Here is a 24,406-nt window from a genome sequence, read left to right as displayed (position 1 = left end):
TAGGGCTTTGAAAAGCACAGCGTCCCGTCATGTTTCCTATACGCGACCACAACCCCTCAGGCCGTACGCCTTATGTCGTTTACTCTCTTATGGCTGCAAATGTTCTGATCTTCCTCAGCTATGTGGGGATTATGAACGACATTCAACTGATTAACCGTCTTTACTATGACTACGCAATCATACCTGCCCGCGTTTCGGACGGTGTCGCGCTTGAAACGCTGATAACATCAATGTTCTTGCATGGCGGCTGGATGCACCTGGCTGGAAACATGCTGTTTCTTTGGATATTTGGCGACAACATGGAAGACGAAATGGGGCACCTACCCTTTTTGTTGTTCTACTTGATGGCAGGGGTATGTGCTGGACTGATTCATGTGATTACCGCACCCCAGTCGGTTGTTCCTACTATTGGCGCATCCGGAGCAATTGCCGCCGTGATGGGGGGGTATCTATTGCTCTTTCCAAAGGCCCGAGTGGATATTTTGCTGATCCTGATTGTTTATTTCAGAATCTTTACGATACCAGCCTTTGTCATGTTGGGGGTTTGGCTTGGTATGCAATTTTTTGGAAGCCTGGCCAGCGACCCGGACCGTGGCGGCGTGGCTTATTGGGCCCATACGGGCGGATTTATTGTAGGGCTGATACTTTGCATTCCGCTTTGGCTGAAACGCGGTGGAACTGCATTCTGGAGCAGAACCCACGGCCATCCTCCACATCCAGAGCACAAATACAAACTCACGGAATCGCGCATCCCACGCGTACCGCGCAGGTAGTTCAGTTTCTGGTTGAGGGATTTATTTAACCCCTTATCACTTTGGTGAAACTGTCAAAGATAGGCTCATTAGCGCAGATCACTTCGCCATCTTCCAAGATGCTGCCTTCGGGGTTCAAAGCCTGAATAAGGCCACCAGCCTCTTTTACAATGATGATACCCGCGGCCAGATCCCAAGTATTGAGACGACGTTCCCAAAAACCCTCGTACCGGCCGGCAGCTACATATGCCATATCCAGCGCCGCAGCACCCCATCGGCGAACCCCAGCGCACACGGGCATCAAACGTGCCAAGTCTTGCAGCGTTTCCGGCAAGTCGGATCGCCCGCCATACGGAAGCCCAGTAGAGAAAACGGATTCGATCATGCGATGGCGGCCAGATACGCGGATGCGCATATCATTCATCCAAGCGCCTTCACCCTTTTCTGCAAAGAACATCTCGTCCTTGGCGGCGTCATAGATTACGCCAGAAACAATTTTGCCTTTGTGTTCCAACGCAATTGATATCGCCCAGTGTGGCAAACCGTGCAAAAAATTAGTAGTACCATCCAAAGGATCGACTATCCACCGACGGGTCGGGTCCTCTCCGTCAATCGCTCCGCCCTCTTCGGCCAGCCAACCATAGGTCGGACGTGCACCAAGAAGTTCTTCTTTAAGGATCGCTTCAGCGGCGATATCTGCCTTAGACACGAAGTCGCCTGCGCCCTTCATGGAAACTTGCAGGTGCTCGACTTCACGGAAATCCTTGACCAGAGAGCGCCCAGCCTTTCGCGCGGCTTTGATCATGATGTTGAGATTTGCACTGCCAACCATTGTTCCAAGGCTCCTGTCCGGTCAAACCGCGCGTATACTGGGGCAATGCGTCCTTGCCAAGAGGTATGATATGCATACCTGCCCCGCGTTTTTCACCTATTCTGCTTGCAACTTGCGGGCCTCGGTTCGAGCCAGCTTTACCAGCTCTTGCACAAAAGGCTTTTCCAGATCCTCGCTCCGCACGGCAGCATACAGCCGTCGCGTTATCCCGTCTTTTGTGAGCGGGCGCGTCACATAGTCCGAGTTGTATTTAACTTCGCGCACCACCCAGTCCGGTAAGACGGAGATACCGCGGTTGGAAGCCACCAAAAGCAGGATCACGGCCGTAAGTTCAACTTGTCGGATCGCAGACGGTTCCACACGCGCCGGGATCAGTAGTTGGCTGAACACATCCAGTCGGGTGCGTTCGACTGGATAAGTAATTAAGGTCTGCCCTCTGAAATCATCAGCTTCGATATATTTTTTTTGCGCGAGCGGGTGGGTGGAAGCGGCCACGAAAACTGCATTGTAATCAAAGAGTTCTACAAACTCGATTCCCGGCAAATCCTCAGGGTCAGAGGACACCACCAGATCAACTTCTTCTTTCTGCAGCGCAGGTAATGCGTCGAAGGCCAGACCCGGACGAATATCTACATCGACATCAGGCCAAGTTTTTCGGAAACTCTCCAGCACTGGGAACAGCCATTCAAAACAAGCATGACATTCGATGGCAATATGCATGCGCCCCGTTCGACCATCCCGCAAAGAAGAAAACTCGTCCTGCATCGCTTCGACTTGTGGAAGTATCTGTTCAGCAAGACGCAGTAGACGCAAACCGGCGGCAGACAACTTCATGGGTTTCGACCGGCGCAGGAAAAGCTCGACGCCCGCCTGATCTTCCAACCCTTTGATCTGATGACTTAACGCAGACTGCGTAATGTTCAGTTGATCCGCTGCACGCGCCAAGCCTCCGCATTCGTGGATCGCTTTGATGGTACGAAGATGCCGGAATTCAATGTGCATCCCAAACAGGCCTCATGTTGTTGTTGAATAATATGAGTTTGTTTCACCATTAAACCCGTGGCACAAAGAATGCAATGAAACCCCCAAGAGGCCACCATGACCAAGCCTGAGATTTCTTTTGAGTTCTTTCCCCCCAAAACTTTGGAAGCCTCGTTCCGGCTGTGGGATACCGTTCAAACGCTTGCCCCGTTGGAGCCTCGTTTCGTTTCCGTCACTTACGGCGCCGGGGGGACAACTCGGGAATTAACGCGGGATGCTGTGGCAACCCTTCACAAGTCGTCGGGCTTGCCTGTTGCCGCGCACCTTACTTGCGTGGACGCAACCCGGTCAGAAACACTTGCAATCGCAGATGGATTTGCCAAGGCAGGTGTGCGTGACATCGTAGCTTTGCGCGGTGATCCACCAAAGGGACAAAACAGTTTCGTTCCCCACCCTGATGGTTTCGAAAACTCTGTAGAGCTTATCTCAGCGCTGGCAGAAACCAATCGCTTCAATATCCGAGTAGGCGCATATCCGGATATTCATCCAGAAGCTCAAAATGCTCGCACCGATGTTGATTGGCTGAAAGCTAAGCTGGACGCCGGAGCAGATGAAGCACTGACGCAGTTTTTCTTTGAGGCCGAAACCTTTTTCCGTTTTCGCGACGCATGCGCAAAGGCGGGAATCGACAAACCCATCGTTCCGGGAATTCTTCCGATTGAAAACTGGAAAGGCGCACGTAATTTTGCGCTGCGCTGCGGGACGCGCATTCCAGCCTGGGTGGAACATGCTTTTGAAAAGGCGATTCGAGATGATCGCGAAGATTTACTTGCCACAGCACTATGTACAGAACTGTGTTCTGATCTGATCGACGGTGGCGTCGACAAATTACATTTCTACACACTCAACCGACCGGAACTGACGCGGGATGTCTGCTTTGCGTTGGGCATTACTCCGCGAGCGGAACTGCAAAACGTTGCGTAATCGCGTTTCGGTTGGCCATCGAAGCGCCCATGGAGACATTGGCGCGAGTTTCTAGATGCGATCAGTTCGATTGGGCACTCCGGACCCCACGTAAACCGGCAACAGTTAGTCAATAAAGTTGGGTATTGTCCCCATTTTTGAGACTTATGCGCGAAAAACTGGATGATCTGAAGACAATCACGCACGCCCAACGGTTACTGTAACCGAAACTGCGGCCAATAAACGCGCAAATTTGACAAAAAAACTAACCCGAGCACACTAGCCATAGTTCAAGTTTTAACGAGTTTTCCAGGTTATGGAACCAGTCGACAACATCAAGGCGCGGGTCGAAGCCCTTCAAGCACTTGGCCTATCACATGGCGCAAATGCCAGCGATATTCGCGACGCCTGGCGTGACATAGCCTTTCATTCTCATCCGGATCACACGGGTGGTGACTATTCTGGATTCTCGAAGGCGAAAACCGCATACGATTTCCTTCGCAAAGAGGGTCTGACAGCGAATAAGCCCGACAAGTCAAGTTTGCCCCGGCGACCACAGTTGAAAAAAAGACTGATCGATTTGGATGCCAACGAAATTGAGCACTGTCGGAGCATGCTGCGTCCGAACCAAGTTCTTCCTCATGCCGGGAACAAACAGCGTGCGGCAGAAGATAGCGACGCCCAGGGATTGGCCTCGAGCCATGTCCCAGAGGCAATAGGATGTTTCGGACGTGAGCTTACATATTTCGTTGCGACACCTGTTTGCGAGGGCTCAAATCGAGTTGTTTTGCCGACTTCGGTTTTGGCCAGTTGTCGTAAGGGCGAACCTGAAATTTTGACATTCCAGTCAAAAAGCACAGGGGCCGGAGAAGTTGTAGTTCCCGACGCTATTCGCGAGCGGAAGTTCCCTGGCGCCAAAAGTGTCAAAATTCGCTTCGAAGCAGATCAGAGCTCGCGTGAAACTTTTTGCCTTGCCTCCTAATAGCACGGTTATCGAAAGGCCGACGCCCGGACTGAAAAGCCCGGGCGTTTTCGCATATTTTGATGCGATCAGTTTGAGATTGGACCCTCTGAGGTGAACTTGGGAATAACGCTGGTCGAGGCTGCATCGGCTTCGATGTCGGGCCAGTTTCCTTCTGCCAAATTGATATTGCCCGGGACATCTTCTTCCCAAAATCCTACGACTACATCGGTGATGTTGAGGTACAGTTTATCATCGACAATACGCCAAAGATTTGGGTTGGCTGGAACTTTACCGCCGCGCGACACACCGTATGCGCAGTGACCATCGTAGGCCGGGGCATAATAGGCTGGATTCGCAAGAAATTTTTCTCGGTTTTCCTCGCTAGCGAATGCCCAAGTCGCACCGTTGTATTCGGCCGTAATGTCGGCGCGACCGCGAACAGGCTCGGGCTGAGCCTGGCCAATCGGGACCTGGTCGAGGCTTCGGTAAGAGACGACATCGTAGCCCGAGATAGCGAACCCAGTACCGTCGACGTATTGATCTCCGGCAAATGCAGGCGCAGCAAAGGCCAGAGCTGCAGCTACGGCAATCGCAAAATGTTTCATGTGACAATCCTCATATCCATTCGGTTTCAGGGCGCCCGATTTGCGGGTCTATCCGAACAATAAATGATTTCATGCAATCGCGAAGCACCGCTCGCGCCCCTGTGACATCCCACGAGAAAACGTGAGGCTGAGGGCATGGTTTGTTACAAAATCAACGAAAGATCAGGGGTTGGACTTTGCCACTTGCAATATTAGCTGTCACGACAGCGACCCAGCGACAAGGCAAGGATAAGGAACGCACAACATGAGCGAAGAATCCAACTATACCCCTCCAAAGGTCTGGACATGGGACAGTGAAAGCGGCGGTCAATTTGCCAAGATCAACCGCCCCATATCCGGGGCAACTCATGACAAGGACCTGCCAACCGGGAAACACCCGATGCAGCTTTACTCGCTGGCGACCCCCAACGGGGTTAAAGTAACTATCATGCTGGAGGAACTGCTGGCTTTGGGGCATTCCGGAGCCGAATACAACGCCTGGCTAATAAAAATTGGTGACGGCGATCAATTTGGGTCAGGGTTTGTGGAAGCCAACCCAAATTCCAAGATCCCAGCCCTTTGGGATCGTTCTGGGGAAAAACCTGTCCGCGTTTTCGAAAGCGCATCGATTCTTTTTCATCTGGCTGAAAAATTCGGTGTCTTCCTACCCGTGTCTGGTCCGGAACGGACCGAAGTGATGAATTGGGTTTTTTGGCAGATGGGCAGCGCCCCTTACCTAGGTGGCGGCTTCGGACATTTCTACGCCTATGCGCCAGAGAAGTGGCAATATCCAATTGACCGATTTGCGATGGAAACCAAACGGCAACTTGACGTTTTGGACCGTCAACTAGCTGACAAAACCTACGTTGCTGGCGAGGAATACACCATCGCCGATATGGCCATCTGGCCGTGGTACGGACAGCTAGTCCTAGGCCGTCTGTATGACGCTGCAGAGTTTCTGGACGTCGAATCCTATGAAAATGTGATGCGCTGGGCCAAGGCCATAGATGCACGGCCCGCAGTTCAGCGGGGCCGTATGGTCAACAGAACTTTTGGCGCACCGCACACACAACTGCACGAACGTCATGATGCCGGCGACTTTGAAACCAGGACACAGGACAAGCTAGAGCCCACCGGCTGATAGTTGGCTCCAGTCACTTTAAGATGGGGGGCCGCTCGGGATCTCTTCCCGGAGCGGCCCTTTCCATTTCAGTGACCTTAGGTTGCGGCAGATCGAATCGCAGTCCTACCTTGGCCAAAGCAATCGCTGCTGGGGACTCCGCATCGAAGAAACCGACGTCAAGTGCTCCGGCTTCAACTCCGGAAAACGTCAAAGCCTCGGACACCGCCCGCGCCAGCGCAGGTTCCGCGCCTTCAATAGCTGCCACAAAACCCAACAGGTGACCTTGACCACCTGCAGCAGTTTTTGTGCCTGCCAAATAGGCTGAGACGGCCAGACCAGTCGCCGACGCCAATTTAATATCTAATGCCTGCAATAGCCTGTCGGGTAAACCTTTTGGAGGCAGAAATTCCTTGAACCTTTGAAGAACTTCTTCCGGCCCATGTTTCAGCGTGTCGGTCAACCACGCCAATGCTTCGGGTGGTATTAACGTTGATGAACGTGCGACATCCAGATTCAGGCCAAGACCAATACCTCTATCGGAAAGCATCGTCGACAGCACTCGCCCGGACAAAGCAACATATGGAACAGGCCGGCCCGCAAAGCGCGCCAGACGGTCTTCGCGATCAAAGGCCAACACAAAGCGACCATCCGCAACGTCAAATAATTCGGGCGATATGTTTTCATCACGGGCCTCTTCGGTCAGCAACAGAAACAGCTCGCTGTCGGCAAGCCGCTCAAAAAATCGCAATCTTGCCTCGTCATTCGTTTCAGCGGATTCCATTTCCGCATGGGCTTGATCCAGTATTGTTTCTTCAGTCATTCAGAACCTCTTGCACCCGCTGACGCAAAACCGGCAACAAATCCGCCTCGAACCACGGGTTTTTCTTCAGCCATGCCGTATTTCGCCAAGACGGGTGTGGCAAGGCGAAGACGCGCGGCGCATAGTCTCGCCACCTGCGCACAAGATCCGTTACAGGTGTTTGGGTGCCAAGGTGATACTTGTGCGCATAGCCTCCAACAAGAACCGTCAGACGGATATCGCCTATCGCGGACATTACTTTGTCATGCCATGTTCGTCGGCAAATCGGAGGAGGCGGTAAATCTGCATTGCGCGAATTATATCCGGGAAAGCAAAATGCCATTGGAACGATTGATACCAGAGAACGGTCGTAAAACGCCTTTTCATCCAACCCCAGCCACTCGCGCAGACGATCACCAGAAGGGTCAGTAAACGGCCTGCCCGACTCGTGCACGCGTGCGCCGGGAGCCTGACCCGCGACCAAGATAGGTGTTCCGGGAGTGAACCAAACCACTGGGCGAGGTTCGTGGGCCGTCGCCGTTTTCGCAAATCGATCAGCGCACAACCTACAGTTTTCAATGTCTTTGATCAGGGTCCGCATCCATTTCCCAGAACGTATTTGCTGTTATTTAGGTTAAATATGTTCTGAATGAGGGTCGGCCAACAATAGGGTAACACTCGCCAATAGGTCACATATTAGGCAAGATCTGTGTATGCTCATTGATCATTTGTTTCATACTTCGGCATAATGTATCCAAACTAGATCGGTAGAAGACGCGCTTTCTAGCCGACAAAGAACGAGCGAATACAGGCTGCGCATGCTGGAATTTGAAAATGTCAGCAAGTCATTCTGGACCGGAACCCGCCGCAAGGTAATTCTGGACAGGGTTTCATTTCGCGTGGATCTGGGGTCTTCACTTGGGGTGCTGGCACCAAATGGAACCGGAAAAACCACGTTGATCAACATGATGGCCGGCCTTGAGAAACCCGATGAAGGCGTGATCCGGCGCGACTGTCGAGTGTCCTTTCCAATGGGTTTCACAGGAGGCGTGGCTAAGCGTTTGTCGGCATTGGAAAACGCGCGCTATATCGCAAATATCTATGGTATGGATCCCGATTACGTCGAAGCCTATTGCAGATGGCTATGTAACCTCGGCGAGTATTTCGACCAACCGCTTGGTACTTATTCGTCAGGTATGAAAGCTCGGTTCACTTTCGCCCTGATGTTGGCGCTGGATTTCGACATGTACCTTATTGATGAAGGGATGCCATCGACCACCGATGTCGAATTCAATAAAAAAGCCGGGGACATTCTTCGCGAGAGGTTACGCACCACGACTTTGGTGATCGTTTCCCACAACCCAAAGACTTTGGAAAAATTTGCCCGGCAAGCAGCGGTTCTTGTAGACGGGCAATTGTACATGTTTGAAACCTTGGAAGAGGCAAAGCAGCTTTATGACTACCAAACCCAAGGCTAAAAAGTATAACCCCAATCGATCGCCCGGCGGCGAAGGCACCGCCGAGGCGCGCTCGGACGCGATTGACCGGATTCGGCGCGCGACTCAAGGCAACGTAATAAAAGAAGATACCGGATCGTCCACCAATATTGACGAAATTAAGCGCGAAGGTTTGACTGGCCGGCAATTACGCGTCGCAAGGCGACTAGCGAAAAAGAACGGTCTGTCTGCCAACTCTGACTATGACGCGGTACGCTTGCTCAGGCAGATAGGGCTGGATCCTTTTCAAAGGGCTAATCTTCTGGAACTGGCCGCCAACGATCAACCCACACCGGATTCCGGTAAGGTTAAGGTTTTACTTCCGCAAATCACCGAGGACCCCAAAGACAACCTGCCCGGACCAGAACTTTCGCCCTCAGAGAGGCGGGAGTACGAAATCGGTCAAATTCAAAAAGACATTGCGCAACGCCGGCGGCGCAAGCTGCTTACTATGTTCGCTCGGCTGGCTGTCTTTGTGATGCTTCCTACGCTTTTGGTGGGCTACTACTTTTATCGCGTTGCCACTCCGATGTATGCCAGCTCGTCAGCATTTTCGATCTTGCAAGCGGACGGCGCAGCCGGGGCAATTGGCGGTTTCCTGTCCGGAACTCAATACGCCACTGCACAGGATTCGGTTGCGAGCCAGGAGTTTCTTGAATCCAAAGATGCATTGGAGCGGTTGAACCGCGACACCGGATTTGATGAGGTGTTCAAACAGGAATGGATCGACCCGATTCAACGCCTGTCACCTGATGCTTCCCTCGAGGAAACCCACAAGCTCTATAAAAAAATGGTGACTATTGGATATGATCCCTCGGATGGAATTGTCCGAATGGAAGTCGCAACGCCAGATCCTGAATATTCGGTCGAAGTGTCACGACGACTTATCCAGTATGCCGAAGAGACGATTAATGCGTTGTCCGTGCTCAAACGCGAAGACCAGATGCGCGAAGCTATGAAAAGCTTTGAGGATGCGCAAGATGCACGCAGGAGGGCGCAGGAGGATCTAATCGAATTGCAGCTCCAGGGAGCCGTACTAGACCCGCAAAGCGTAATCGCAAGCTTGCGGGCACGCATTGATCAATTCGAGATTCAACTTCAGGACAAAGAACTGCAACTTGCCGCATTGCTAGACAATCTGCGGCCCAATCAGGCCAAAGTTGAAGGCGTTCAGGCGGATATAGAGCGTCTGCAGGCGGTTCTGAACGAACTTAACGCCGAGATGCTGGATGTATCGGCCGGGGAAAACTCGCTTGCGCGCTTGAACGTTCGAATTCAAATGGCTCAGGCCGATCTGGCTGCGCGGGACATGATGTTGCAATCTGCCTTGCAACAAGTGGAAACAACACGCACCGAAGCAAACCGAAAGGTCCGTTACCTGACCGTGTCAGTGAACCCGGTGGCCAGCCAAGAGGCCGGTTATCCGCGGAAGTTCGAAAATACGATTTTGGCATTCTTGTTGTTTGCTGGTATCTACCTCATGATCTCGCTTACTGCGTCGGTCCTTCGAGAACAGGTATCTTCGTAAAACAAATGAAACATGTAAAAATCGCCGATCTTACCGTCGGTAACGACCTTCCACTGACCATTATCGCTGGCCCCTGCCAGCTTGAGACAGCGGACCACGCGCAGATGATTGCGGGCACCATGAAAGAAGCCTGTGACGCTGCGGGCGCGCAGTATGTATTCAAAGCCTCCTTTGATAAGGCTAACCGCACCTCTCTGTCCGGTAAACGCGGCATGGGAATCGATGCAGGGCTGAAGGTTCTGGACGACATCCGCAAGACCATCGGCGTTCCGGTTTTGACCGATGTGCATACCGAGGCCCAATGCGCCATCGCGGCTGAGATCGTTGATGTGCTGCAAATCCCCGCTTTCCTGTGCCGACAGACGGATATGCTATTGGCGGCAGGCAATACTGGGGCCGTCATCAACGTCAAAAAAGGGCAGTTTCTTGCACCTTGGGAGATGCCGAACATTATCTCGAAAATCGAGAGCACGGGTAATCAGAACATCTTGTTGACCGAACGTGGGACGTCTTTTGGCTACAACACCCTCGTTGCCGATATGCGGTCGCTGCCGCAGATGGCCCAGACCGGATACCCAGTTGTGATGGATGCAACGCATTCCGTACAGCAACCCGGAGGTCAAGGAGGTTCCTCCGGCGGCCAGCGCGAGTTTGCGCCGGTGATGGCCCGCGCGGCAGTATCGTTAGGAGTTGGAGCAGTATTTATCGAAACGCATCAAGATCCCGACAATGCTCCTTCTGACGGGCCGAACATGATCCCACTGGATCAGATGGGCCAATTAATTGACATATTGATGCGTTTTGATGCGCTTGCCAAAGCTAACCCTGTAAAAATTTAAAGATTGAGAATTGTTATGCCCAAACCAATACCCGAGGTGAGCCCAAACACCTGGAACTTTCTGCGCGACCCGATGATCAAACCAACCGGTTTTCGTGAATACGACGCGCGTTGGAAATACCCTGACGAAATAAACTTGCCCGGCATGACTGCCCTTGGTTTAGGGTTGGGTACCCAGATGCACAGACGCGGCATAGCCCCCGTCATTACAGTGGCTAACGATTATCGCGATTATTCTCTTTCTGTAAAAAACGCTCTTATTCTCGGGCTGATCCAAGCTGGAATCCAGGTCAAGGATATCGGACCTGCCCTCAGCCCCATGGCTTATTTTGCGCAATTCCATCTGGATGTGCCTGCGGTCGCCATGGTGACGGCCAGCCATAATCCAAACGGCTGGACGGGTGTAAAGATGGGGTTCGACCGACCATTGACCCATGGACCGGACGAGATGTCGGAACTGCGGGACATCGTCCTGAACGGAGAAGGCGTAGCCCGCGAAGGGGGATCTTACGAATTTGTCGATGGGGTAAAAGAGGCTTATATCGACGACTTGGTCGGAGATTTCAAAATGTCCCGACCGCTCAAGGTTGTCTGCGCTACAGGCAACGGCACAGCCTCGGCTTTTGCGCCTGAGATTTTTGAGCGGATGGGTGTCGAAGTCGTTCCCAGCCACAACCGGCTGGACTACACATTCCCACACTACAATCCAAACCCCGAGGCCATGGAGATGCTTCGCGACATGGCTGAAACGGTCAAATCAAGCGGCGCCGATCTTGCGCTAGGATTTGACGGAGACGGCGACCGTTGTGGCGTTGTAGATGACGAGGGCGAAGAGATATTTGCCGACAAGGTAGGTGTCATCATGGCACGGGATCTGGCCAAGCTGCACCCCAACTCAACCTTTGTGGCCGATGTTAAATCAACCGGATTGTTTGCGAGCGATCCTGAATTGAAAGCGAACGGAGTCAAAGCCGACTATTGGAAAACCGGCCACAGCCACATGAAGCGGCGGGTGAAGGAAATTGGCGCGCTGGCAGGATTTGAGAAATCGGGACACTATTTTCTGGCCGAGCCCATAGGGCGCGGTTACGACTGCGGCATGCGTGTGGCCGTTGAGATATGTAAACTTATGGATCGTAACCCGCACCAAAGTATGTCTGATCTGCGAAAGGCGCTGCCGAAAACTTGGTCGACCCCGACAATGTCTCCTTTCGCTGCCGACACCGAGAAATACGATATTCTGAAAAGACTGGTCGATAAACTCGTGGAAAAAGCCAACGCCGGAGAGAGTTTCGCAGGGCGCGGGATCAAAGAAGTCGTGACCGTAAATGGGGCTCGAGTCATATTGGACAACGGCAGTTGGGGTCTGGTACGTGCTTCGTCCAACACTCCGAACCTGGTTGTTGTTTGCGAAAGCAGCGAAAGTGAACAGGAAATGCGCGAAATCTTTGCTGAGATCGACGCTGTGATACGCACAGAGCCGGGCGTCGGCGACTATGATCAAAGCATTTGAAGCTGGCAAGCGGGGCGCAATTTGCGCCCCAATTGGTCATTAGTCGCCGCCCAGCAACTTCAAAAGCCCCTTCTTGGCCTCATCTTCTAGCTTTTTCTTGAGGGCGTCCTCAACCTGATCAGTTTCGGTGATTGTAGCGTCGAGTTCATTGCCCACTTTTTTTAGTACTTTTTGCTTAGCATCATCTTCGATTTCTTTGACCTTACCCTCGGCCGCGGCTTCGATAACTTTCGTCAAGTCAGGCTTGATCGAAGGGTCACTCCACGGTCCGACAATACGCACTGGCACCGAAATACCGTCGCCTGAATTTGCACGCAGGGCGACTGGAGTGAACACGTAGTCGATATTGCGAGCACCGAGACCCACTTGCCCTTTTCCGTCCGCCCTGAAGTTGTCCAGCTTCATCAAAAGGTCGTCGTTTTTAAGGTCCCCATCTTTCATTGAAAAACTTGCAGTTAAGCTATTGAAAACTGTGGTCCCCCCTGATCCACTCCCTCGCCCCATCAATCGGTCCAGATCAAGGCCGGATATGACGCCTTTTCCTACGTCAATATCGCCTTTGCCACTCAAGGATCGCATTATTTGTTCTTCGGTTTGACCGACGCCAAGAAACTGTAGCGAGCCAGATGCCTTGCCAGACAGGCGCTTGATGTCACCAAGCGTTTCCAACGCTTCTTTGAGGTCGATATTCTTGGCATTCAAATCGCCGCCAACCGACAGGCCATTGCGGTTGTTAGCAACGACTTGTCCGTTTAGCTGACCTGAGAACAGTGATGCGGGATGCATTTTCAGGACGGCGCGGGAGCGTTCAAGATCAAGCGTAAGATCGCTTTGGCCAAACGTCATGCCGGGGACGGCTATAGATTCCGCCTGTAACCGGATCGAGGCATTCGCCAGAGATAGTGCAGAGGCATCGATGGGGTCAGTAGACCACTTATCACTTGATCCGCTTTTAGATGCTGAACCGGATGTACTGCCAATGGTATTGGTGTCGCTGACCTTCGACAGGTCCAGATTGCGCGTATTCAGGCGCGCTGTCACTTGCGGTGGGTTGGAAATCACAATGTCTGCTTCACCGTTCAAGCGGTTATCGTCTAATTGTGCCGTCATGCCCCGCAGGGAAATCCGGCCATCGCGGGTGTAAGTCATCTGCCCGTCGATTTTCGCAATCCTGCCAAGGCCCTTAGGCACGACAACTCCACCCTGACCAAACGCAGCAAGCATCTTGTGGGTGTCGTTCGCAATAATGTCTACGTTTCCGTCCATTTCACCCGCAAGATTCACGCGCCCTCCGAAACCAATATCTCCACCAGGGGCAAGCAGGGCCACCTGCAACGGCGTGACAACACCAGATGAAAATGCTGGCAAGTCTGGAATCTTCATATCGACCTGAACAGCGCCGCCAGGAACCGGCATCTGGGCCTGCAAATCCATAGGTGCCGATACCTGTGGCCAGCTGGCAAACAGATCAACATCGACAAAATCCATACTCACCTTGCCATTCTCAAGGTAGATCAGCCTGGCGTCTGAAAACTCTAGACGTTCCAGCGTGATTGGCGCTGTTTCAGATTGTTGTGACGACCCTGTGCTGTCAGAGCCTTGTGTAGCCGAAGCGACATTCCCCAAAACCCAATTTCCTCGACCGTCAGATATTTCGAGCCGTATAACCGGGCTTTCAGCGATCACTCGCTTAACGCGCATTTCACCAGAAAAAAGTGCCGTAGCATCTACACCGACAGACAAGCTTTTGGCACTTAACATCGGCTCGGAGCCGGCCCAGGGGGCGTTGCTAAAGGTAACGGGACCGGTTTCCATCCCAAGTACAGGCCAGAAGGACAGATGAACATCGCCTGAAAGTGTCAGTTCACGCCCGGTTCTGGCTTTTACCTGTTCTGCGAGAATAGCTCCAAGTTTATCCGCAGGCATCAACAGCAGGGCACCGATGATCAATCCGAAAACTGCTACAAAAATGATAAGGAGTCTTACCAACCACTTCATAGCTGCCACCTGCCTTGTTCGGCTTTTCTGCTCTGATTTAAGTCAGCCCTCAAAAAGTGATATTTGCAAGGGGAAGCTTTCCCCTCTATACGCCGCGCCATGACCACAAACCCACCAAACCTTCGCCCCGACCTCGCGCCTGCTGCGCAGATCACTGACACTCCGCGTCGCGGTCAACCTACGCTTGGAATGGTGTCTCTTGGATGCCCCAAGGCCCTGGTGGACAGTGAACGTATTCTGACCCGGCTTCGCGCAGAAGGATACGGTATTTCCCCTGATTACGCAGGTGCAGATGCCGTAATAGTGAACACATGCGGATTTCTTGACAGCGCAAAGGCAGAATCCCTAGACGCCATTGGTGAAGCGTTGGCGGAAAACGGCAAAGTTATCGTTACCGGCTGCTTGGGGGCCGAGCCGGATTACATCCGGGAACACCACCCTCGCATATTGGCTGTAACCGGCCCGCACCAATATGAACAGGTGCTGGATGCCGTACACGCTGCGGTTCCACCGGACCCAAATCCCTTTGTCGATCTGCTTCCTGCCTCTGGGGTGAAACTTACACCACGCCATTACAGTTACTTGAAAATTTCAGAAGGCTGCAACCACAAGTGCAAGTTCTGCATTATTCCTGATATGCGCGGTAAGTTGGTCAGTAGGCCAGCCCATGCGGTATTGCGTGAAGCGGAAAAGCTGGTCAACAGCGGCGTGCGCGAGCTTTTGGTGATATCTCAGGATACGTCGGCCTACGGTTTGGACCGAAAATACGACATTAACCCTTGGAAAGATCATGACGTGCGCACCCATATCACGGATTTGGCCCGCGAGCTGGGTCAGCTGGACGCATGGGTGAGGCTGCATTACGTCTATCCTTATCCCCATGTACGGGACCTAATACCGTTAATGGCGGACGCGGGATGCAATGTACTGCCTTATCTTGATATTCCGTTTCAACACGCTCATCCCGATGTTCTGAAACGCATGGCGCGCCCTGCTGCAGCCGCCAAGACATTGGATGAGATTACCGCGTGGCGTGGGGATTGCCCGGATATTACGTTGCGATCGACCTTTATTGTTGGCTACCCAGGGGAAACAGAGGCCGAGTTTCAAACATTACTGGATTGGATGGATGAGGCCCAGTTAGATCGCGTGGGATGTTTCCAGTACGAAAATGTTGCTGGTGCCCGATCAAATGACCTCCCCGATCACATTGCACCCGAGGTCAAGCAAGACCGCTGGGAACGCTTCATGGAAAAGGCCCAAGCCATATCCGAGGCCAAGCTTGCAGCTAAAGTCGGCAAAACCGTTGAGGTAATCGTGGACGACATTGACGAAGAGGCCGCCACATGCCGGACCAAATCGGACGCTCCGGAAATTGACGGCAATCTTTTTATTGATGAGGGCTTCGGGTCGTTGAAACCGGGCGATATTGTAACTGTCGAAGTTGACGAGGCTGGCGAATATGACTTGTGGGGGCGGATTTCCCCAAAGTCATAGCCGCACCGATCAGATTAGTTGGATTATGGCTAGTGCCCAGGCGATTCCAGCTGAAACAGCCGTCAATGCCACTGCCGCGCTGGCGGCGTCCTTAGCTTGGCCGGCAAGTTTACTATGGTCAGTAGAAGTATGATCGACTGCCCGCTCAATCGCGGTGTTGAACAATTCGGACACAAGAACCATCAGTCCCAGCACAAGGATTAATGTCCGTGCACTGCTGCCAATCGGTAACCAGAAGGCCAAAGTCGCCGAGACCAGGTTAGCCCATACCCAAACCCGAAACGAATATTCATCCCGGTAAGTTGCAACAAGGCCCTGCCAGCTCCACCGGGTTCGGTGGTGCAGTCGCACAAAGAAGTTGCGCATGTACTGGCTCCCGCATTTTGAATTGGCGGAAAATCGCCTGTTCGGTTAAAAATGTGAAGAAAAAACCGCCCGTTGGGCGGCTTTACGATCCTAAGAAAACGGGCGGCCCAAGAATGGGCCGCCTGAATTAAAATTATTGCGTGACCGGGTTACATACGGTCTGACCAGCCTCTGTTGTGGCCAGGCCATAACCTGCCGGACAGCTAGGTGTGCCGTATTTATCATATTCAGGAGTGATATAAACCGGGGTCGGTTCTTCTTGCTGCGAGCAAGCGGTCAGAACTACAGCCGTGGCGCAGATAGCAGCGAATTTGAGTTTCATGTCCGTCAGTCCTCTATTACTTTTCTGATATTGCCCAGTTTTTCGGGGCCGAAATCAGGATACGGCTAAGATAGCGGTCTGGCAACAGCGTTGATAACGTATCTGTGATTTAAAGCGAAACAGCGCTGCAATTATGCAATTTGGTATGATTCACCGAAGGCAAGCTGCCGTTTGATACAGACTGCGTTAGGGTGTTGAAACGACATCAGCGAAGAACGGAGCAGCCATATGTCAGAATCCCCGACCATTGCCCAAAAGGCACCCTATCCCATCGAGGTAACTGAGGGAAAAACCTATTTCTGGTGCGCATGTGGCAAATCTAAACGGCAGCCATTTTGTGACGGTTCGCACAAAGGATCAGGCATTGAACCCGTCAAATTTTCAGCAGAAGCCACCAAGAAAGTGTTTTTTTGCGGTTGCAAACACAGCGCCAACGCGCCGCTATGTGACGGCGGCCACTCCAAGCTTTGATCTTGGTTAGTTCAGCGCGTTCAGATCCTTTGCGTTGATGCAAAATTCAGGCGCGGCCTTTGCCCGCGCCTGCTGCTTGGCCAGCCAGAAGTAGCACTTTTCGCTACAACCTGAATGTTGGCAGCGCGCCACCAATTCAGCAAAACCATCAGCCTTTAATCTGCCTTCCGCAATCGCATCGGTGAACGATACCCCCATGCAACGCGCAACAGAACGGGTAAGCCAAAAGTGTTTCTCGGCTTCATCAAGTGGACTGGGAACCATCAGTTTGCTTTCGATTTTTTGGATTTTAGTGCAGCCAACCTTTCCCGGTTAGGGCAAGTTTGAGGCGCTTGTGACGCTAAATCGTTTCGGTTCAACCATTCCGGACAGCCTGTCGCCCATTCGCATTTACGGCATGATTGCACCATTTCAGCCCAATCGTCGTGACCAAGAATTCCTTCACGATGAGCGGCAGCAAGGTCAATCCCGGTAGTTTGCCCCATACGCAATACTAAACGCAGGTGAGGCATGATCTGCCCGAGCTTTCGCATTTTGTCCGCCGACATCAGGGTTGCAACCTGCGCAGTAGATCGCGATTGCGACAGTATTCCGGCGAATGGTCTATATTGACAGACTGTGCCAAAAGACTTTCACAATGACCGGGGTTCGCGCATTTCGTGCACCTCAATACCGCATCAGAAATCTCATCCATCGCTACAGCGCCAGCGATAGCCGCCTCTTGTAGGTCCACCCCTAATCGGTCGGCCATTTGGTCAACAAGCGCTGCGTGGCGTTTCAACAGTTCGCGGTCCGACATGAGACCTCCTTTCCGTAACACGCTTTGGGAAAGGCTATTACTTTCAGTGTCTCGTGCCCTTGACACAGGTCAAAATCGTCATCCCAGGTTGTCCAGATAGGCGCGCGTTGCGTCCTGTACACGACGAAACCTGTCGCCGCCCAATTTTTTTCCTCCGTACCAGCGAGTTACGATGATCAAATGCTCACTGAGTTCTGCGCGCTCCATCATTCGAAGGATTACCATCCCCGCGCCGGCCTCGCCGTCGTCGGCTTTTAACGACCCTGCGGGCAATACCGCGGCCCAAGAGTTATGCGTGGCTTTTGAATACGCCTTGTCGGATTTGAGTTCGGCCAGCATCGCGTCGATTTGTTCACGGCTCTTCACCTTTCCGCCGGAAACCGCATATTTCGATCCACGATCAGTTAAAACCACACCCAGACACGTCAGCGTCGTCATCTGGTAAGCCCAAGTTTGGCAGACGTATCCAGAACGACCTGCACCCGTTCAGCATTTGGCGGGTGTGAGGCCAGGAATCGATCGCCCGGGTCCGGAATTCGTTGGAAGAATTTCAATCCAATCAAAGGATTATATCCTGCCGCATTTGTGATAATCGTTCCAAGTTGATCAGCTTCCAATTCGAAGGCCCGAGAATAATATTGCGCACCCACCTCTGCGCCCAATTGTTGGGCTCGTTCGATGCCTGCCGCGTCTTCGCCTTGACGTCGCGCAAGATCTCCAAAGATAATTGCGCTTTCCCGAGCGTTTTCAGCCTGACGGGCAATGTGTCCCAGAATATGATGAGCCGCTTCATGACCCATGACAAATGCAATCTCATCCGCGTTTTGTGTGGACTCAATCATGGCCTGAGTGAAAATGATCAATGGGCGTCCATTTTCGTCCAGCGTCTGAAACGCATTTGCCGACGCGCGTCGGTCCAGATCAATGAGAATCACGAAATCACAATTGACGGCTCGGGTCCGGCGGCGGCATTCGGTTCGCGAAGCTTCAGCCACTGACTTGCTGACTTGGTTGAACGACGCGGCCAGCTCCTGCGATTCTGAGGATTTTGGCGTCCATTCTGACGAAGGGATGGCTTCGACATAGGCAGATTCACATGCCGCCAGAGCAAGAACCAACGTCAGGGCGAGACGGCGCATGAGCAAATCCTTTCAGTCGATCTCTCCGGCAGGCTACTATAACGTTGCAATCTTTGTTGTTCCACTGGCGAAATGAAATACAACGGGTTGCAATGCCCTATTTGTATCGGCACTGTGGGGCCATGTTTTCAATTGAGCATGAATTCGACTCGACAGTCATCACATTGGTGGACGAAGGCCCAAAGCCTTTGCAAGAAGACATTGTCATCAACAGCTTTGCCGAGTGCGTAACGATTGAACAACTGGATCCAAGAACGGACAAGGTTCAAAAGATCACCCTTTCGCCTGAGCAGGTTCGTGACCTCGCTGCAGCTCTGGACTTGCCGGAGGGTGTTTATCAGATTCGCGAAACGGACCGTCAGGACATTTAGGTACAACACAAACTGGGCAAGATGTTCAACTCGAACTCCTGTTTTCCGGTTTGATGTTGCAATTGATTTGTCATTCCTACCAGTCTGCCCTTGAAAATATGACCCTACGGGCCGAGATAAGCACCGCCCATGTGAAGAAAGTTAACATATGTCCTTGAAGAACCCTGCAGCGTTGGACTTTCTGCAGTCGCGCCGGTCACGCCCGGCTAAGACGCTGGTCGCTCCTGCGCCTAACCGTGAACAGTTGCTTCCGCTTTTAACAGCTGCCGCGCGTAGTCCGGATCACGGCAAATTAGAGCCGTGGCGCTTTGTTGTTTTAGAAATTGGCGCTTTGCAAAGGCTTGCCGATCTGACGGAAAACCGGGCTGCAGCTATGGGTAAAAACGCAGAAGAGATCGCCAAGGCTCGCAGTCAGTTCGATATGGGTCTTCTGGCCGTGGCTGTCATCGAGGTTCAAAAACCTTCTGAAAAGATACCCGCGATTGAACAAACATACTCGGCCGGAGCCGTTTGTCTGGCGTTGCTGAACGCGGCTCTGGCCGCTGGATGGGGGGCAAATTGGCTATCTGGCTGGCAGGCACACGACCGGGAGTTTTGCAAAAAAGGATTGGGATTGGCTGAAAATGAACGCGTTGCCGGGTTTATCCACATCGCAACTGAAAGCGTGTCACCGCCCGAACGACCCCGTCCAGATGTTTCAGCACTCACACAGTGGGTGTCTGAATGATCATACTGAACGCTTTTATTTCGGCGCTTGGCCAGATCGGTGATCCTAGATTCCGGGGCGTCCTTATGCGGGGCGTCGGCTTGACCCTGTTATTGTTGATTATTGCTTGTGCCGGTGCAATCTGGTTGATCAATATCCGGTCAGGAAGCGAAATTTCCTTGCCCTTCATCGGAGCCGTGCCATGGCTAAACGATGTATTGAACTATTCTGGCATCGTACTGGTTTTGATTTTACCCATTTTTCTTATGGTACCCGTAGCATCTGCCATCACTTCGATGTTTCTAGACGAAGTAGCGCAAGCTGTAGAGGATCGGTATTACCCAAACCTTCCCCAAGTATCGCCTGTTCCCATCGGTGACGCCTTGTGGGACACGATAAGCTTTCTTGGCGTTTTAATCGTGGCGAACCTTTTGGCATTAATTTTCTATGCGATGTTCCCGCCATTTGCGCCTTTCATCTTTTGGGCTATGAATGGATTTCTTCTGGGCCGCGAATACTTCACCCTGGCCGCAATGAGACGGCTTGGACGCGAAGGTGCGCAGAAACTGCGCGCTAAACATTCTACGACTATATGGCTAGCGGGAACGTTAATGGCGATCCCATTATCCGTGCCGTTGCTGAACCTCGTGATCCCTGTCATCGGCGCAGCGACTTTCACACATATCTATCACAAGTTGTCGGACACTTAGGTCTAGGGCTTAATCACGTGGCTCAAGTTGGTTGAGCCAGTCGAAATCGCGAACAGAGATTAAACCGGACAGAATAACTCCGGTGATAATCGCCCATAACACCAATGAGATTCCAGTTGTGATCCAGATTTTCTTTTTTAGATGGTGAACTTCGGGTGCTCCGGCGTGCGTGCCAGGTACAATATCGCCCAGATCACCTTGTGTTTTGATCCGCACCGGCAAGACCACCAAAAGGGTCAGAAACCAAATAACAGCAAAAAGAACCAGTGCAGCGGTTATTGTCATCGGCCCACCTCAGACTTGCTCCAACTCGACCAAGCAACCATTAAAGTCCTTGGGATGCAGGAAGAGTACAGGTTTACCATGCGCACCAATTTTCGGCTCGCCTGAACCCAAAACGCGGGCGCCTGTTTCCTTCAAGTGATCGCGGGCGGCAATGATATCTTCAACTTCATAGCAGACATGGTGGATACCACCTGAAGGGTTCTTTTCAAGGAATCCGTTTATCGGGCTGTTTTCACCCAATGGATACAGAAGTTCGATCTTTGTATTAGGTAGCTCGATAAAGACAACGGTAACACCGTGATCAGGTTCGTCCTTAGGGTCGCCCACCTTTGCGCCCAGCGCATTGCGATATTGTGCCGAAGCTGCATCAAGGTCGGGGACGGCGATAGCGACGTGGTTCAGGCGACCGATCATGGATATCTCCTCTGTTCTGCGTTGCAGCGGTTATGGGCGCTGCCCGGCCAAAGGGCAAGTGCGCCAAATTGCCCGTTAACCCGGTGTTAGCTGAGAGTTCCTAGCGTGGGGCATCTGCTGATTAGGAGTTCTGCCATGGACGATTCGGGACAATTCATAACCCGCCCCACGCCCACTAAAATGCGGCCGCTTCTTGGCCAGACCGTACTTGTGGTCGAAGATAGCCGATATGTTTGCGATGCAATCCGCTTAATGTGTTTGCACAGCGGTGCGCGCTTCAGGCGGGCAGACTGCCTAAAGTCAGCGCGGCGGCATCTGCAGATTTACCGCCCATCTGTTATTGTCGTGGATATGGGCCTGCCTGACGGCATTGGGTCAGATTTGATCGCCGAACTGGCCGATGAAGTCATTCGCATTGACGTCATTCTGGGACTCTCGGGCGATGACGGGGCCGAGGCAGAGGCAATAAATGCAGGGGCAGATGGCTTTTTGAACAAACCACTGAAATCTCTGGCCCAGTTTCAAACCGCGATCTTGCGGCATGTTCCAGAAGATAGGCGGCCTGATGGATCTGACTATATCCGTGACGAAACAATACGACCCGATCCCTTAGCCTATCAGGATGATATGGCACAGATTGCCGATGTGTTGACTGGGCCGACCGACCACCGCAGCTTGGACTACGCAGCCCAGTTTTTAAGTGGTGTTGCACGGGATGCCAACGACACGGTTCTGGCCAATGCAGCGCAACAGCTGGCTTTGGTCCGAGCAAGTGGTACACCCGTGACAGTACAAGCCGCCAGAGTTGCTGGTTTGGTTCAGAACAGGTTAGAGCAGCACGGAGCCGTCTGAATTGGAGATTGCGTATTTCATAACCGCAACCATTCTGTGTGTCTGGGCCTACTTTCAAACGCGGCGTACGGCAAAGGCAATCCGATCCAGCCGAAAAAACCTCGACGAGCTGATTGAACGAGATTGAACCGCAAGTTCTGCACAAGCAACGCGAATTAGTACAGCAAACTCAAGACAGGTCGAGGTTCCGTTCGAACCTATGCCTATCGAAAAACAACAAACCGCCCTGACAAGTAAGGGCGGTTCGGTACTTAATCTTGAGGAATAATTCTCAACCCCAGTTCCATCAACTGATCCGGCGTCGGGTCCGAAGGCGCGTCCATCATCAAATCTTCTGCTCGCTGATTCATCGGGAACATCATGACTTCGCGGATATTTGCTTCGTCTGCCAACAGCATCACAATCCGGTCGATGCCCGCAGCACAACCACCGTGCGGCGGCGCACCATAGTGAAACGCGTTAAACAACGCACCAAATCGGGATTTGACTTCGTCTTCACCGTAACCAGCCAATTCAAACGCTTTCAGCATGATGTCCGGCTTGTGATTTCGGATTGCACCGGACACCAACTCGTATCCGTTGCAGGCAAGGTCGTATTGGTAACCGCGCACATCCAACGGATCGCCTTGTAGGGCTTTCATTCCACCCTGCGGCATAGAAAACGGGTTGTGTTCAAAGTCAATCTCACCGGTTTCTTCGTCCTGCTCATAGATCGGGAAATCCACGATCCACGCAAATGCAAAGCGATCCTTTTCGGCAAGACCCAGTTCATCGCCAATCACGTCACGCGCTTTACCCGCGACTTTTTCAAAGGCTTTCGGCTTGCCTCCCAAAAAGAAGGCCGCATCACCTTTGCCAAGTCCCAGTTGTAAACGGACGGCCTCGGTGCGTTCGGGGCCGATATTCTTGGCCAGCGGTCCCGCCGCCTCCATACCGTTTTCGCCTTCTCGCCAGAAGATATAGCCCATTCCAGGCAAACCCTCTTTTTGCGCAAACGCATTCATTCGATCACAGAACTTACGGCTGCCGCCGCCCGGCGCAGGGATAGCGCGGATTTCGGTTCCTTCTTGCTCTAACAATTTGGCAAAGATCGCAAAGCCGGATCCTCGGAAATGTTCCGACACAACTTGCATCTTAATCGGGTTACGAAGGTCCGGCTTGTCAGTGCCGTACCAGAGCGCAGCATCCTTATAAGAAATCTGTGGCCAGTGCTGGTCAACCTTACGACCACCTCCGAATTCTTCAAAAATGCCGGTCAGAACGGGCTGGATTGTGTCAAAGACGTCCTGCTGTTCAACAAACGACATCTCAAGGTCCAGCTGGTAGAAATCGGTCGGCGAGCGATCCGCGCGAGGGTCTTCGTCTCGAAAGCAGGGCGCGATCTGAAAGTACTTGTCAAAGCCAGACACCATGATCAACTGCTTGAACTGTTGTGGGGCCTGCGGCAGAGCGTAAAACTTCCCTGGATGCAGGCGCGAAGGGACGAGAAAGTCGCGCGCACCTTCGGGTGAGGACGCCGTAATTATCGGCGTCTGATACTCACGAAAGCCCTGATCCCACATGCGGCGACGCATCGAGGCGACAACATCCGACCGCAGGGTCATATTCTGCTGCATCGCCTCGCGACGCAGGTCCAGATAGCGATAGCGCAGCCTGGTTTCTTCTGGGTATTCCTGATCGCCAAACACCATCAGCGGCAGCTCTTCGGCAGCGCCTAGTATTTCCAACTCACGAACGTAAACCTCAATCTCACCTGTTGGAAGTTTTGGGTTCACCAGTTCCGGATCCCGAGCCTTGACAGTGCCGTCGATACGGATGCACCACTCAGAACGAACGGTCTCGAGTTCGGCGAAAGCTGCGCTGTCCCCATCACACAGAACTTGTGTCACGCCAAAATGATCGCGCAGGTCGATGAACAAGACGCCGCCATGATCTCGTACGCGATGCACCCAACCGGAAAGGCGGACGGTTTCACCAACATTGGCGGCGGTCAGGGCGGCGCAGGTGTGGCTGCGGTAGGCGTGCATGCAATATCCCTTCGGGCACAGAATTCGTCGCGCCGATACACCCCGTCGGGCGCGGAAAGTCAAGGCAGGTCGCACC

At 52.7% G+C, this 24,406-nt stretch carries 30 protein-coding genes; 14 read left to right on the top strand and 16 right to left on the bottom strand.

Annotated elements, in window-relative coordinates; genetic code table 11:
- Positions 1 to 29 precede the first annotated feature (29 nt).
- Positions 30 to 773: a rhomboid family intramembrane serine protease gene (locus GOV45_RS13220; protein WP_170478575.1), complete on the top strand. Its 744-nt coding sequence runs from the start codon at positions 30 to 32 to the stop codon at positions 771 to 773.
- Between the two features lie 25 nt (positions 774 to 798).
- Here the strand turns inward: GOV45_RS13220 and GOV45_RS13215 are convergent, their stop codons facing one another.
- Positions 799 to 1,584 carry an inositol monophosphatase family protein gene (locus tag GOV45_RS13215; RefSeq protein ID WP_170478572.1) on the bottom strand — a complete coding sequence of 262 codons (786 nt, stop codon included), beginning with the start codon at positions 1,582 to 1,584 and terminating at the stop codon, positions 799 to 801.
- Positions 1,585 to 1,680: 96 nt separating this feature from the next.
- Positions 1,681 to 2,586, bottom strand: a complete 906-nt coding sequence (locus tag GOV45_RS13210) for a LysR family transcriptional regulator (RefSeq protein WP_170478569.1) — start codon at positions 2,584 to 2,586, stop codon at positions 1,681 to 1,683.
- Between the two features lie 96 nt (positions 2,587 to 2,682).
- Here GOV45_RS13210 and metF point away from each other — a divergent pair, with 96 nt between their 5' ends.
- The gene (metF, locus tag GOV45_RS13205; RefSeq protein WP_170478566.1) at positions 2,683 to 3,549 is read left to right on the top strand and encodes a methylenetetrahydrofolate reductase [NAD(P)H]; all 867 of its coding nucleotides are present in this window, start codon (positions 2,683 to 2,685) and stop codon (positions 3,547 to 3,549) included.
- Between the two features lie 295 nt (positions 3,550 to 3,844).
- Entirely contained in the window at positions 3,845 to 4,510 is a 666-nt protein-coding gene (locus GOV45_RS13200) for a J domain-containing protein (RefSeq protein WP_170478563.1), read from the top strand.
- Positions 4,511 to 4,578: 68 nt separating this feature from the next.
- On the opposite strand, the gene GOV45_RS13195 is transcribed toward GOV45_RS13200, so the two are convergent.
- Positions 4,579 to 5,097 carry a YHS domain-containing (seleno)protein gene (locus tag GOV45_RS13195; protein WP_170478560.1) on the bottom strand — a complete coding sequence of 173 codons (519 nt, stop codon included), beginning with the start codon at positions 5,095 to 5,097 and terminating at the stop codon, positions 4,579 to 4,581.
- Positions 5,098 to 5,341: 244 nt separating this feature from the next.
- Here GOV45_RS13195 and yghU point away from each other — a divergent pair, with 244 nt between their 5' ends.
- Positions 5,342 to 6,217: a glutathione-dependent disulfide-bond oxidoreductase gene (yghU, locus tag GOV45_RS13190; protein WP_170478557.1), complete on the top strand. Its 876-nt coding sequence runs from the start codon at positions 5,342 to 5,344 to the stop codon at positions 6,215 to 6,217.
- A gap of 13 nt (positions 6,218 to 6,230) precedes the next feature.
- On the opposite strand, the gene GOV45_RS13185 is transcribed toward yghU, so the two are convergent.
- Positions 6,231 to 7,019 carry an SseB family protein gene (locus GOV45_RS13185; RefSeq protein WP_170478555.1) on the bottom strand — a complete coding sequence of 263 codons (789 nt, stop codon included), beginning with the start codon at positions 7,017 to 7,019 and terminating at the stop codon, positions 6,231 to 6,233.
- Positions 7,012 to 7,599: a uracil-DNA glycosylase family protein gene (locus GOV45_RS13180; protein WP_170478552.1), complete on the bottom strand. Its 588-nt coding sequence runs from the start codon at positions 7,597 to 7,599 to the stop codon at positions 7,012 to 7,014. Before GOV45_RS13180 ends, GOV45_RS13185 begins: the two co-directional genes overlap by 8 nt.
- A 217-nt stretch (positions 7,600 to 7,816) precedes the next feature.
- Here GOV45_RS13180 and GOV45_RS13175 point away from each other — a divergent pair, with 217 nt between their 5' ends.
- Genes GOV45_RS13175 through GOV45_RS13160 form a run of 4 tightly spaced genes read left to right on the top strand, consistent with a single transcriptional unit; the run spans position 7,817 to position 12,373 of the window.
- On the top strand, positions 7,817 to 8,476 hold the full coding sequence (locus GOV45_RS13175) for an ABC transporter ATP-binding protein (RefSeq protein WP_170478550.1): 660 nt from the start codon (positions 7,817 to 7,819) through the stop codon (positions 8,474 to 8,476).
- Entirely contained in the window at positions 8,454 to 10,022 is a 1,569-nt protein-coding gene (locus tag GOV45_RS13170) for a capsule biosynthesis protein (RefSeq protein ID WP_170478547.1), read from the top strand. The genes GOV45_RS13175 and GOV45_RS13170 overlap by 23 nt, the downstream gene beginning before the upstream one ends.
- 5 nt (positions 10,023 to 10,027) lie before the next feature.
- A complete protein-coding gene (kdsA, locus tag GOV45_RS13165; protein WP_170478544.1) occupies positions 10,028 to 10,861 on the top strand; it encodes a 3-deoxy-8-phosphooctulonate synthase in 834 nt (277 codons plus the stop codon).
- Between the two features lie 15 nt (positions 10,862 to 10,876).
- Positions 10,877 to 12,373 (top strand): phosphomannomutase/phosphoglucomutase, encoded by a 1,497-nt coding sequence (locus GOV45_RS13160; RefSeq protein WP_170478541.1) that lies wholly within the window; start codon positions 10,877 to 10,879, stop codon positions 12,371 to 12,373.
- 39 nt (positions 12,374 to 12,412) lie between these two features.
- Here the strand turns inward: GOV45_RS13160 and GOV45_RS13155 are convergent, their stop codons facing one another.
- Positions 12,413 to 14,371: an AsmA family protein gene (locus tag GOV45_RS13155; RefSeq protein WP_170478538.1), complete on the bottom strand. Its 1,959-nt coding sequence runs from the start codon at positions 14,369 to 14,371 to the stop codon at positions 12,413 to 12,415.
- A 99-nt stretch (positions 14,372 to 14,470) separates the two neighbouring features.
- Between GOV45_RS13155 and rimO the strand changes: the two genes are divergently transcribed.
- Positions 14,471 to 15,868 (top strand): 30S ribosomal protein S12 methylthiotransferase RimO, encoded by a 1,398-nt coding sequence (rimO, locus tag GOV45_RS13150; RefSeq protein WP_170478536.1) that lies wholly within the window; start codon positions 14,471 to 14,473, stop codon positions 15,866 to 15,868.
- Positions 15,869 to 15,877: 9 nt separating this feature from the next.
- On the opposite strand, the gene GOV45_RS13145 is transcribed toward rimO, so the two are convergent.
- A complete protein-coding gene (locus GOV45_RS13145; protein WP_170478533.1) occupies positions 15,878 to 16,234 on the bottom strand; it encodes a diacylglycerol kinase in 357 nt (118 codons plus the stop codon).
- A gap of 133 nt (positions 16,235 to 16,367) precedes the next feature.
- A complete protein-coding gene (locus GOV45_RS13140; RefSeq protein ID WP_170478530.1) occupies positions 16,368 to 16,556 on the bottom strand; it encodes a hypothetical protein in 189 nt (62 codons plus the stop codon).
- 228 nt (positions 16,557 to 16,784) lie between these two features.
- On the opposite strand from GOV45_RS13140, the gene GOV45_RS13135 reads away from it, so the two are divergent.
- On the top strand, positions 16,785 to 17,027 hold the full coding sequence (locus tag GOV45_RS13135; RefSeq protein ID WP_170478527.1) for a CDGSH iron-sulfur domain-containing protein: 243 nt from the start codon (positions 16,785 to 16,787) through the stop codon (positions 17,025 to 17,027).
- Between the two features lie 6 nt (positions 17,028 to 17,033).
- On the opposite strand, the gene GOV45_RS13130 is transcribed toward GOV45_RS13135, so the two are convergent.
- From GOV45_RS13130 to GOV45_RS13115, 5 genes are all read right to left on the bottom strand, one after another.
- Positions 17,034 to 17,291 carry a DUF6455 family protein gene (locus GOV45_RS13130; RefSeq protein ID WP_170478524.1) on the bottom strand — a complete coding sequence of 86 codons (258 nt, stop codon included), beginning with the start codon at positions 17,289 to 17,291 and terminating at the stop codon, positions 17,034 to 17,036.
- Positions 17,291 to 17,560, bottom strand: a complete 270-nt coding sequence (locus GOV45_RS23630) for a DUF6455 family protein (RefSeq protein WP_367648680.1) — start codon at positions 17,558 to 17,560, stop codon at positions 17,291 to 17,293. Before GOV45_RS23630 ends, GOV45_RS13130 begins: the two co-directional genes overlap by 1 nt.
- A 14-nt stretch (positions 17,561 to 17,574) precedes the next feature.
- The gene (locus GOV45_RS13125; RefSeq protein ID WP_170478521.1) at positions 17,575 to 17,826 is read right to left on the bottom strand and encodes a DUF6455 family protein; all 252 of its coding nucleotides are present in this window, start codon (positions 17,824 to 17,826) and stop codon (positions 17,575 to 17,577) included.
- 78 nt (positions 17,827 to 17,904) lie between these two features.
- Positions 17,905 to 18,264, bottom strand: a complete 360-nt coding sequence (locus GOV45_RS13120) for a YigZ family protein (RefSeq protein WP_170478519.1) — start codon at positions 18,262 to 18,264, stop codon at positions 17,905 to 17,907.
- A complete protein-coding gene (locus GOV45_RS13115) occupies positions 18,261 to 18,965 on the bottom strand; it encodes a M48 family metallopeptidase (RefSeq protein ID WP_170478516.1) in 705 nt (234 codons plus the stop codon). The genes GOV45_RS13120 and GOV45_RS13115 overlap by 4 nt, the downstream gene beginning before the upstream one ends.
- Before the next feature lie 122 nt (positions 18,966 to 19,087).
- Here GOV45_RS13115 and GOV45_RS13110 point away from each other — a divergent pair, with 122 nt between their 5' ends.
- From GOV45_RS13110 to GOV45_RS13100, 3 genes are all read left to right on the top strand, one after another.
- Complete coding sequence (locus GOV45_RS13110; protein ID WP_170478513.1) at positions 19,088 to 19,336, top strand: hypothetical protein; 249 nt, start codon at positions 19,088 to 19,090, stop codon at positions 19,334 to 19,336.
- 148 nt (positions 19,337 to 19,484) lie between these two features.
- Positions 19,485 to 20,063: a nitroreductase family protein gene (locus GOV45_RS13105; protein ID WP_170478510.1), complete on the top strand. Its 579-nt coding sequence runs from the start codon at positions 19,485 to 19,487 to the stop codon at positions 20,061 to 20,063.
- A complete protein-coding gene (locus tag GOV45_RS13100) occupies positions 20,060 to 20,752 on the top strand; it encodes an EI24 domain-containing protein (protein WP_170478508.1) in 693 nt (230 codons plus the stop codon). The genes GOV45_RS13105 and GOV45_RS13100 overlap by 4 nt, the downstream gene beginning before the upstream one ends.
- Positions 20,753 to 20,761: 9 nt before the next feature.
- Here the strand turns inward: GOV45_RS13100 and GOV45_RS13095 are convergent, their stop codons facing one another.
- Together GOV45_RS13095 and mce are read right to left on the bottom strand one after the other, a co-directional pair.
- Positions 20,762 to 21,037, bottom strand: coding sequence for a DUF1467 family protein (locus tag GOV45_RS13095; protein WP_170478505.1), 276 nt, complete (start codon positions 21,035 to 21,037; stop codon positions 20,762 to 20,764).
- Positions 21,038 to 21,046: 9 nt separating this feature from the next.
- On the bottom strand, positions 21,047 to 21,451 hold the full coding sequence (mce, locus tag GOV45_RS13090) for a methylmalonyl-CoA epimerase (protein WP_170478503.1): 405 nt from the start codon (positions 21,449 to 21,451) through the stop codon (positions 21,047 to 21,049).
- A gap of 135 nt (positions 21,452 to 21,586) precedes the next feature.
- Here mce and GOV45_RS13085 point away from each other — a divergent pair, with 135 nt between their 5' ends.
- The gene (locus tag GOV45_RS13085) at positions 21,587 to 22,303 is read left to right on the top strand and encodes a response regulator (RefSeq protein ID WP_170478500.1); all 717 of its coding nucleotides are present in this window, start codon (positions 21,587 to 21,589) and stop codon (positions 22,301 to 22,303) included.
- A 251-nt stretch (positions 22,304 to 22,554) separates the two neighbouring features.
- Here the strand turns inward: GOV45_RS13085 and aspS are convergent, their stop codons facing one another.
- Positions 22,555 to 24,330 carry an aspartate--tRNA ligase gene (gene aspS, locus GOV45_RS13080; RefSeq protein ID WP_170478498.1) on the bottom strand — a complete coding sequence of 592 codons (1,776 nt, stop codon included), beginning with the start codon at positions 24,328 to 24,330 and terminating at the stop codon, positions 22,555 to 22,557.
- Between the last annotated feature and the right edge of the window lie 76 nt (positions 24,331 to 24,406).

This window comes from Ruegeria arenilitoris (assembly GCF_013035425.1).
Taxonomy (GTDB): Bacteria; Pseudomonadota; Alphaproteobacteria; order Rhodobacterales; family Rhodobacteraceae; genus Ruegeria; species Ruegeria arenilitoris_A.
This window is presented reverse-complemented; position numbering and strand designations above follow the sequence as displayed.

Bases quoted from the DNA above. Each gene is read 5' to 3' on its own strand.
- GOV45_RS13100 (WP_170478508.1), top strand. From the start codon at position 20,060: ATGATCATACTGAACGCTTTTATTTCGGCGCTTGGCCAGATCGGTGAT.
- GOV45_RS13145 (WP_170478533.1), bottom strand. From the start codon at position 16,234: ATGCGCAACTTCTTTGTGCGACTGCACCACCGAACCCGGTGGAGCTGG.
- GOV45_RS13105 (WP_170478510.1), top strand. From the start codon at position 19,485: ATGTCCTTGAAGAACCCTGCAGCGTTGGACTTTCTGCAGTCGCGCCGG.
- rimO (WP_170478536.1), top strand. From the start codon at position 14,471: ATGACCACAAACCCACCAAACCTTCGCCCCGACCTCGCGCCTGCTGCG.
- GOV45_RS13215 (WP_170478572.1), bottom strand. From the start codon at position 1,584: ATGGTTGGCAGTGCAAATCTCAACATCATGATCAAAGCCGCGCGAAAG.
- aspS (WP_170478498.1), bottom strand. From the start codon at position 24,330: ATGCACGCCTACCGCAGCCACACCTGCGCCGCCCTGACCGCCGCCAAT.
- GOV45_RS13175 (WP_170478550.1), top strand. From the start codon at position 7,817: ATGCTGGAATTTGAAAATGTCAGCAAGTCATTCTGGACCGGAACCCGC.
- GOV45_RS13095 (WP_170478505.1), bottom strand. From the start codon at position 21,037: ATGACAATAACCGCTGCACTGGTTCTTTTTGCTGTTATTTGGTTTCTG.
- GOV45_RS13140 (WP_170478530.1), bottom strand. From the start codon at position 16,556: ATGAAACTCAAATTCGCTGCTATCTGCGCCACGGCTGTAGTTCTGACC.
- GOV45_RS13180 (WP_170478552.1), bottom strand. From the start codon at position 7,599: ATGCGGACCCTGATCAAAGACATTGAAAACTGTAGGTTGTGCGCTGAT.
- kdsA (WP_170478544.1), top strand. From the start codon at position 10,028: ATGAAACATGTAAAAATCGCCGATCTTACCGTCGGTAACGACCTTCCA.
- GOV45_RS13130 (WP_170478524.1), bottom strand. From the start codon at position 17,291: ATGGTTCCCAGTCCACTTGATGAAGCCGAGAAACACTTTTGGCTTACC.
- GOV45_RS13220 (WP_170478575.1), top strand. From the start codon at position 30: ATGTTTCCTATACGCGACCACAACCCCTCAGGCCGTACGCCTTATGTC.
- GOV45_RS13210 (WP_170478569.1), bottom strand. From the start codon at position 2,586: ATGCACATTGAATTCCGGCATCTTCGTACCATCAAAGCGATCCACGAA.
- yghU (WP_170478557.1), top strand. From the start codon at position 5,342: ATGAGCGAAGAATCCAACTATACCCCTCCAAAGGTCTGGACATGGGAC.
- metF (WP_170478566.1), top strand. From the start codon at position 2,683: ATGACCAAGCCTGAGATTTCTTTTGAGTTCTTTCCCCCCAAAACTTTG.
- GOV45_RS13170 (WP_170478547.1), top strand. From the start codon at position 8,454: ATGACTACCAAACCCAAGGCTAAAAAGTATAACCCCAATCGATCGCCC.
- GOV45_RS13115 (WP_170478516.1), bottom strand. From the start codon at position 18,965: ATGCGCCGTCTCGCCCTGACGTTGGTTCTTGCTCTGGCGGCATGTGAA.
- mce (WP_170478503.1), bottom strand. From the start codon at position 21,451: ATGATCGGTCGCCTGAACCACGTCGCTATCGCCGTCCCCGACCTTGAT.
- GOV45_RS13200 (WP_170478563.1), top strand. From the start codon at position 3,845: ATGGAACCAGTCGACAACATCAAGGCGCGGGTCGAAGCCCTTCAAGCA.
- GOV45_RS23630 (WP_367648680.1), bottom strand. From the start codon at position 17,560: ATGCGAAAGCTCGGGCAGATCATGCCTCACCTGCGTTTAGTATTGCGT.
- GOV45_RS13185 (WP_170478555.1), bottom strand. From the start codon at position 7,019: ATGACTGAAGAAACAATACTGGATCAAGCCCATGCGGAAATGGAATCC.
- GOV45_RS13135 (WP_170478527.1), top strand. From the start codon at position 16,785: ATGTCAGAATCCCCGACCATTGCCCAAAAGGCACCCTATCCCATCGAG.
- GOV45_RS13195 (WP_170478560.1), bottom strand. From the start codon at position 5,097: ATGAAACATTTTGCGATTGCCGTAGCTGCAGCTCTGGCCTTTGCTGCG.
- GOV45_RS13160 (WP_170478541.1), top strand. From the start codon at position 10,877: ATGCCCAAACCAATACCCGAGGTGAGCCCAAACACCTGGAACTTTCTG.
- GOV45_RS13085 (WP_170478500.1), top strand. From the start codon at position 21,587: ATGGACGATTCGGGACAATTCATAACCCGCCCCACGCCCACTAAAATG.
- GOV45_RS13110 (WP_170478513.1), top strand. From the start codon at position 19,088: ATGTTTTCAATTGAGCATGAATTCGACTCGACAGTCATCACATTGGTG.
- GOV45_RS13155 (WP_170478538.1), bottom strand. From the start codon at position 14,371: ATGAAGTGGTTGGTAAGACTCCTTATCATTTTTGTAGCAGTTTTCGGA.
- GOV45_RS13120 (WP_170478519.1), bottom strand. From the start codon at position 18,264: ATGACGACGCTGACGTGTCTGGGTGTGGTTTTAACTGATCGTGGATCG.
- GOV45_RS13125 (WP_170478521.1), bottom strand. From the start codon at position 17,826: ATGTCGGACCGCGAACTGTTGAAACGCCACGCAGCGCTTGTTGACCAA.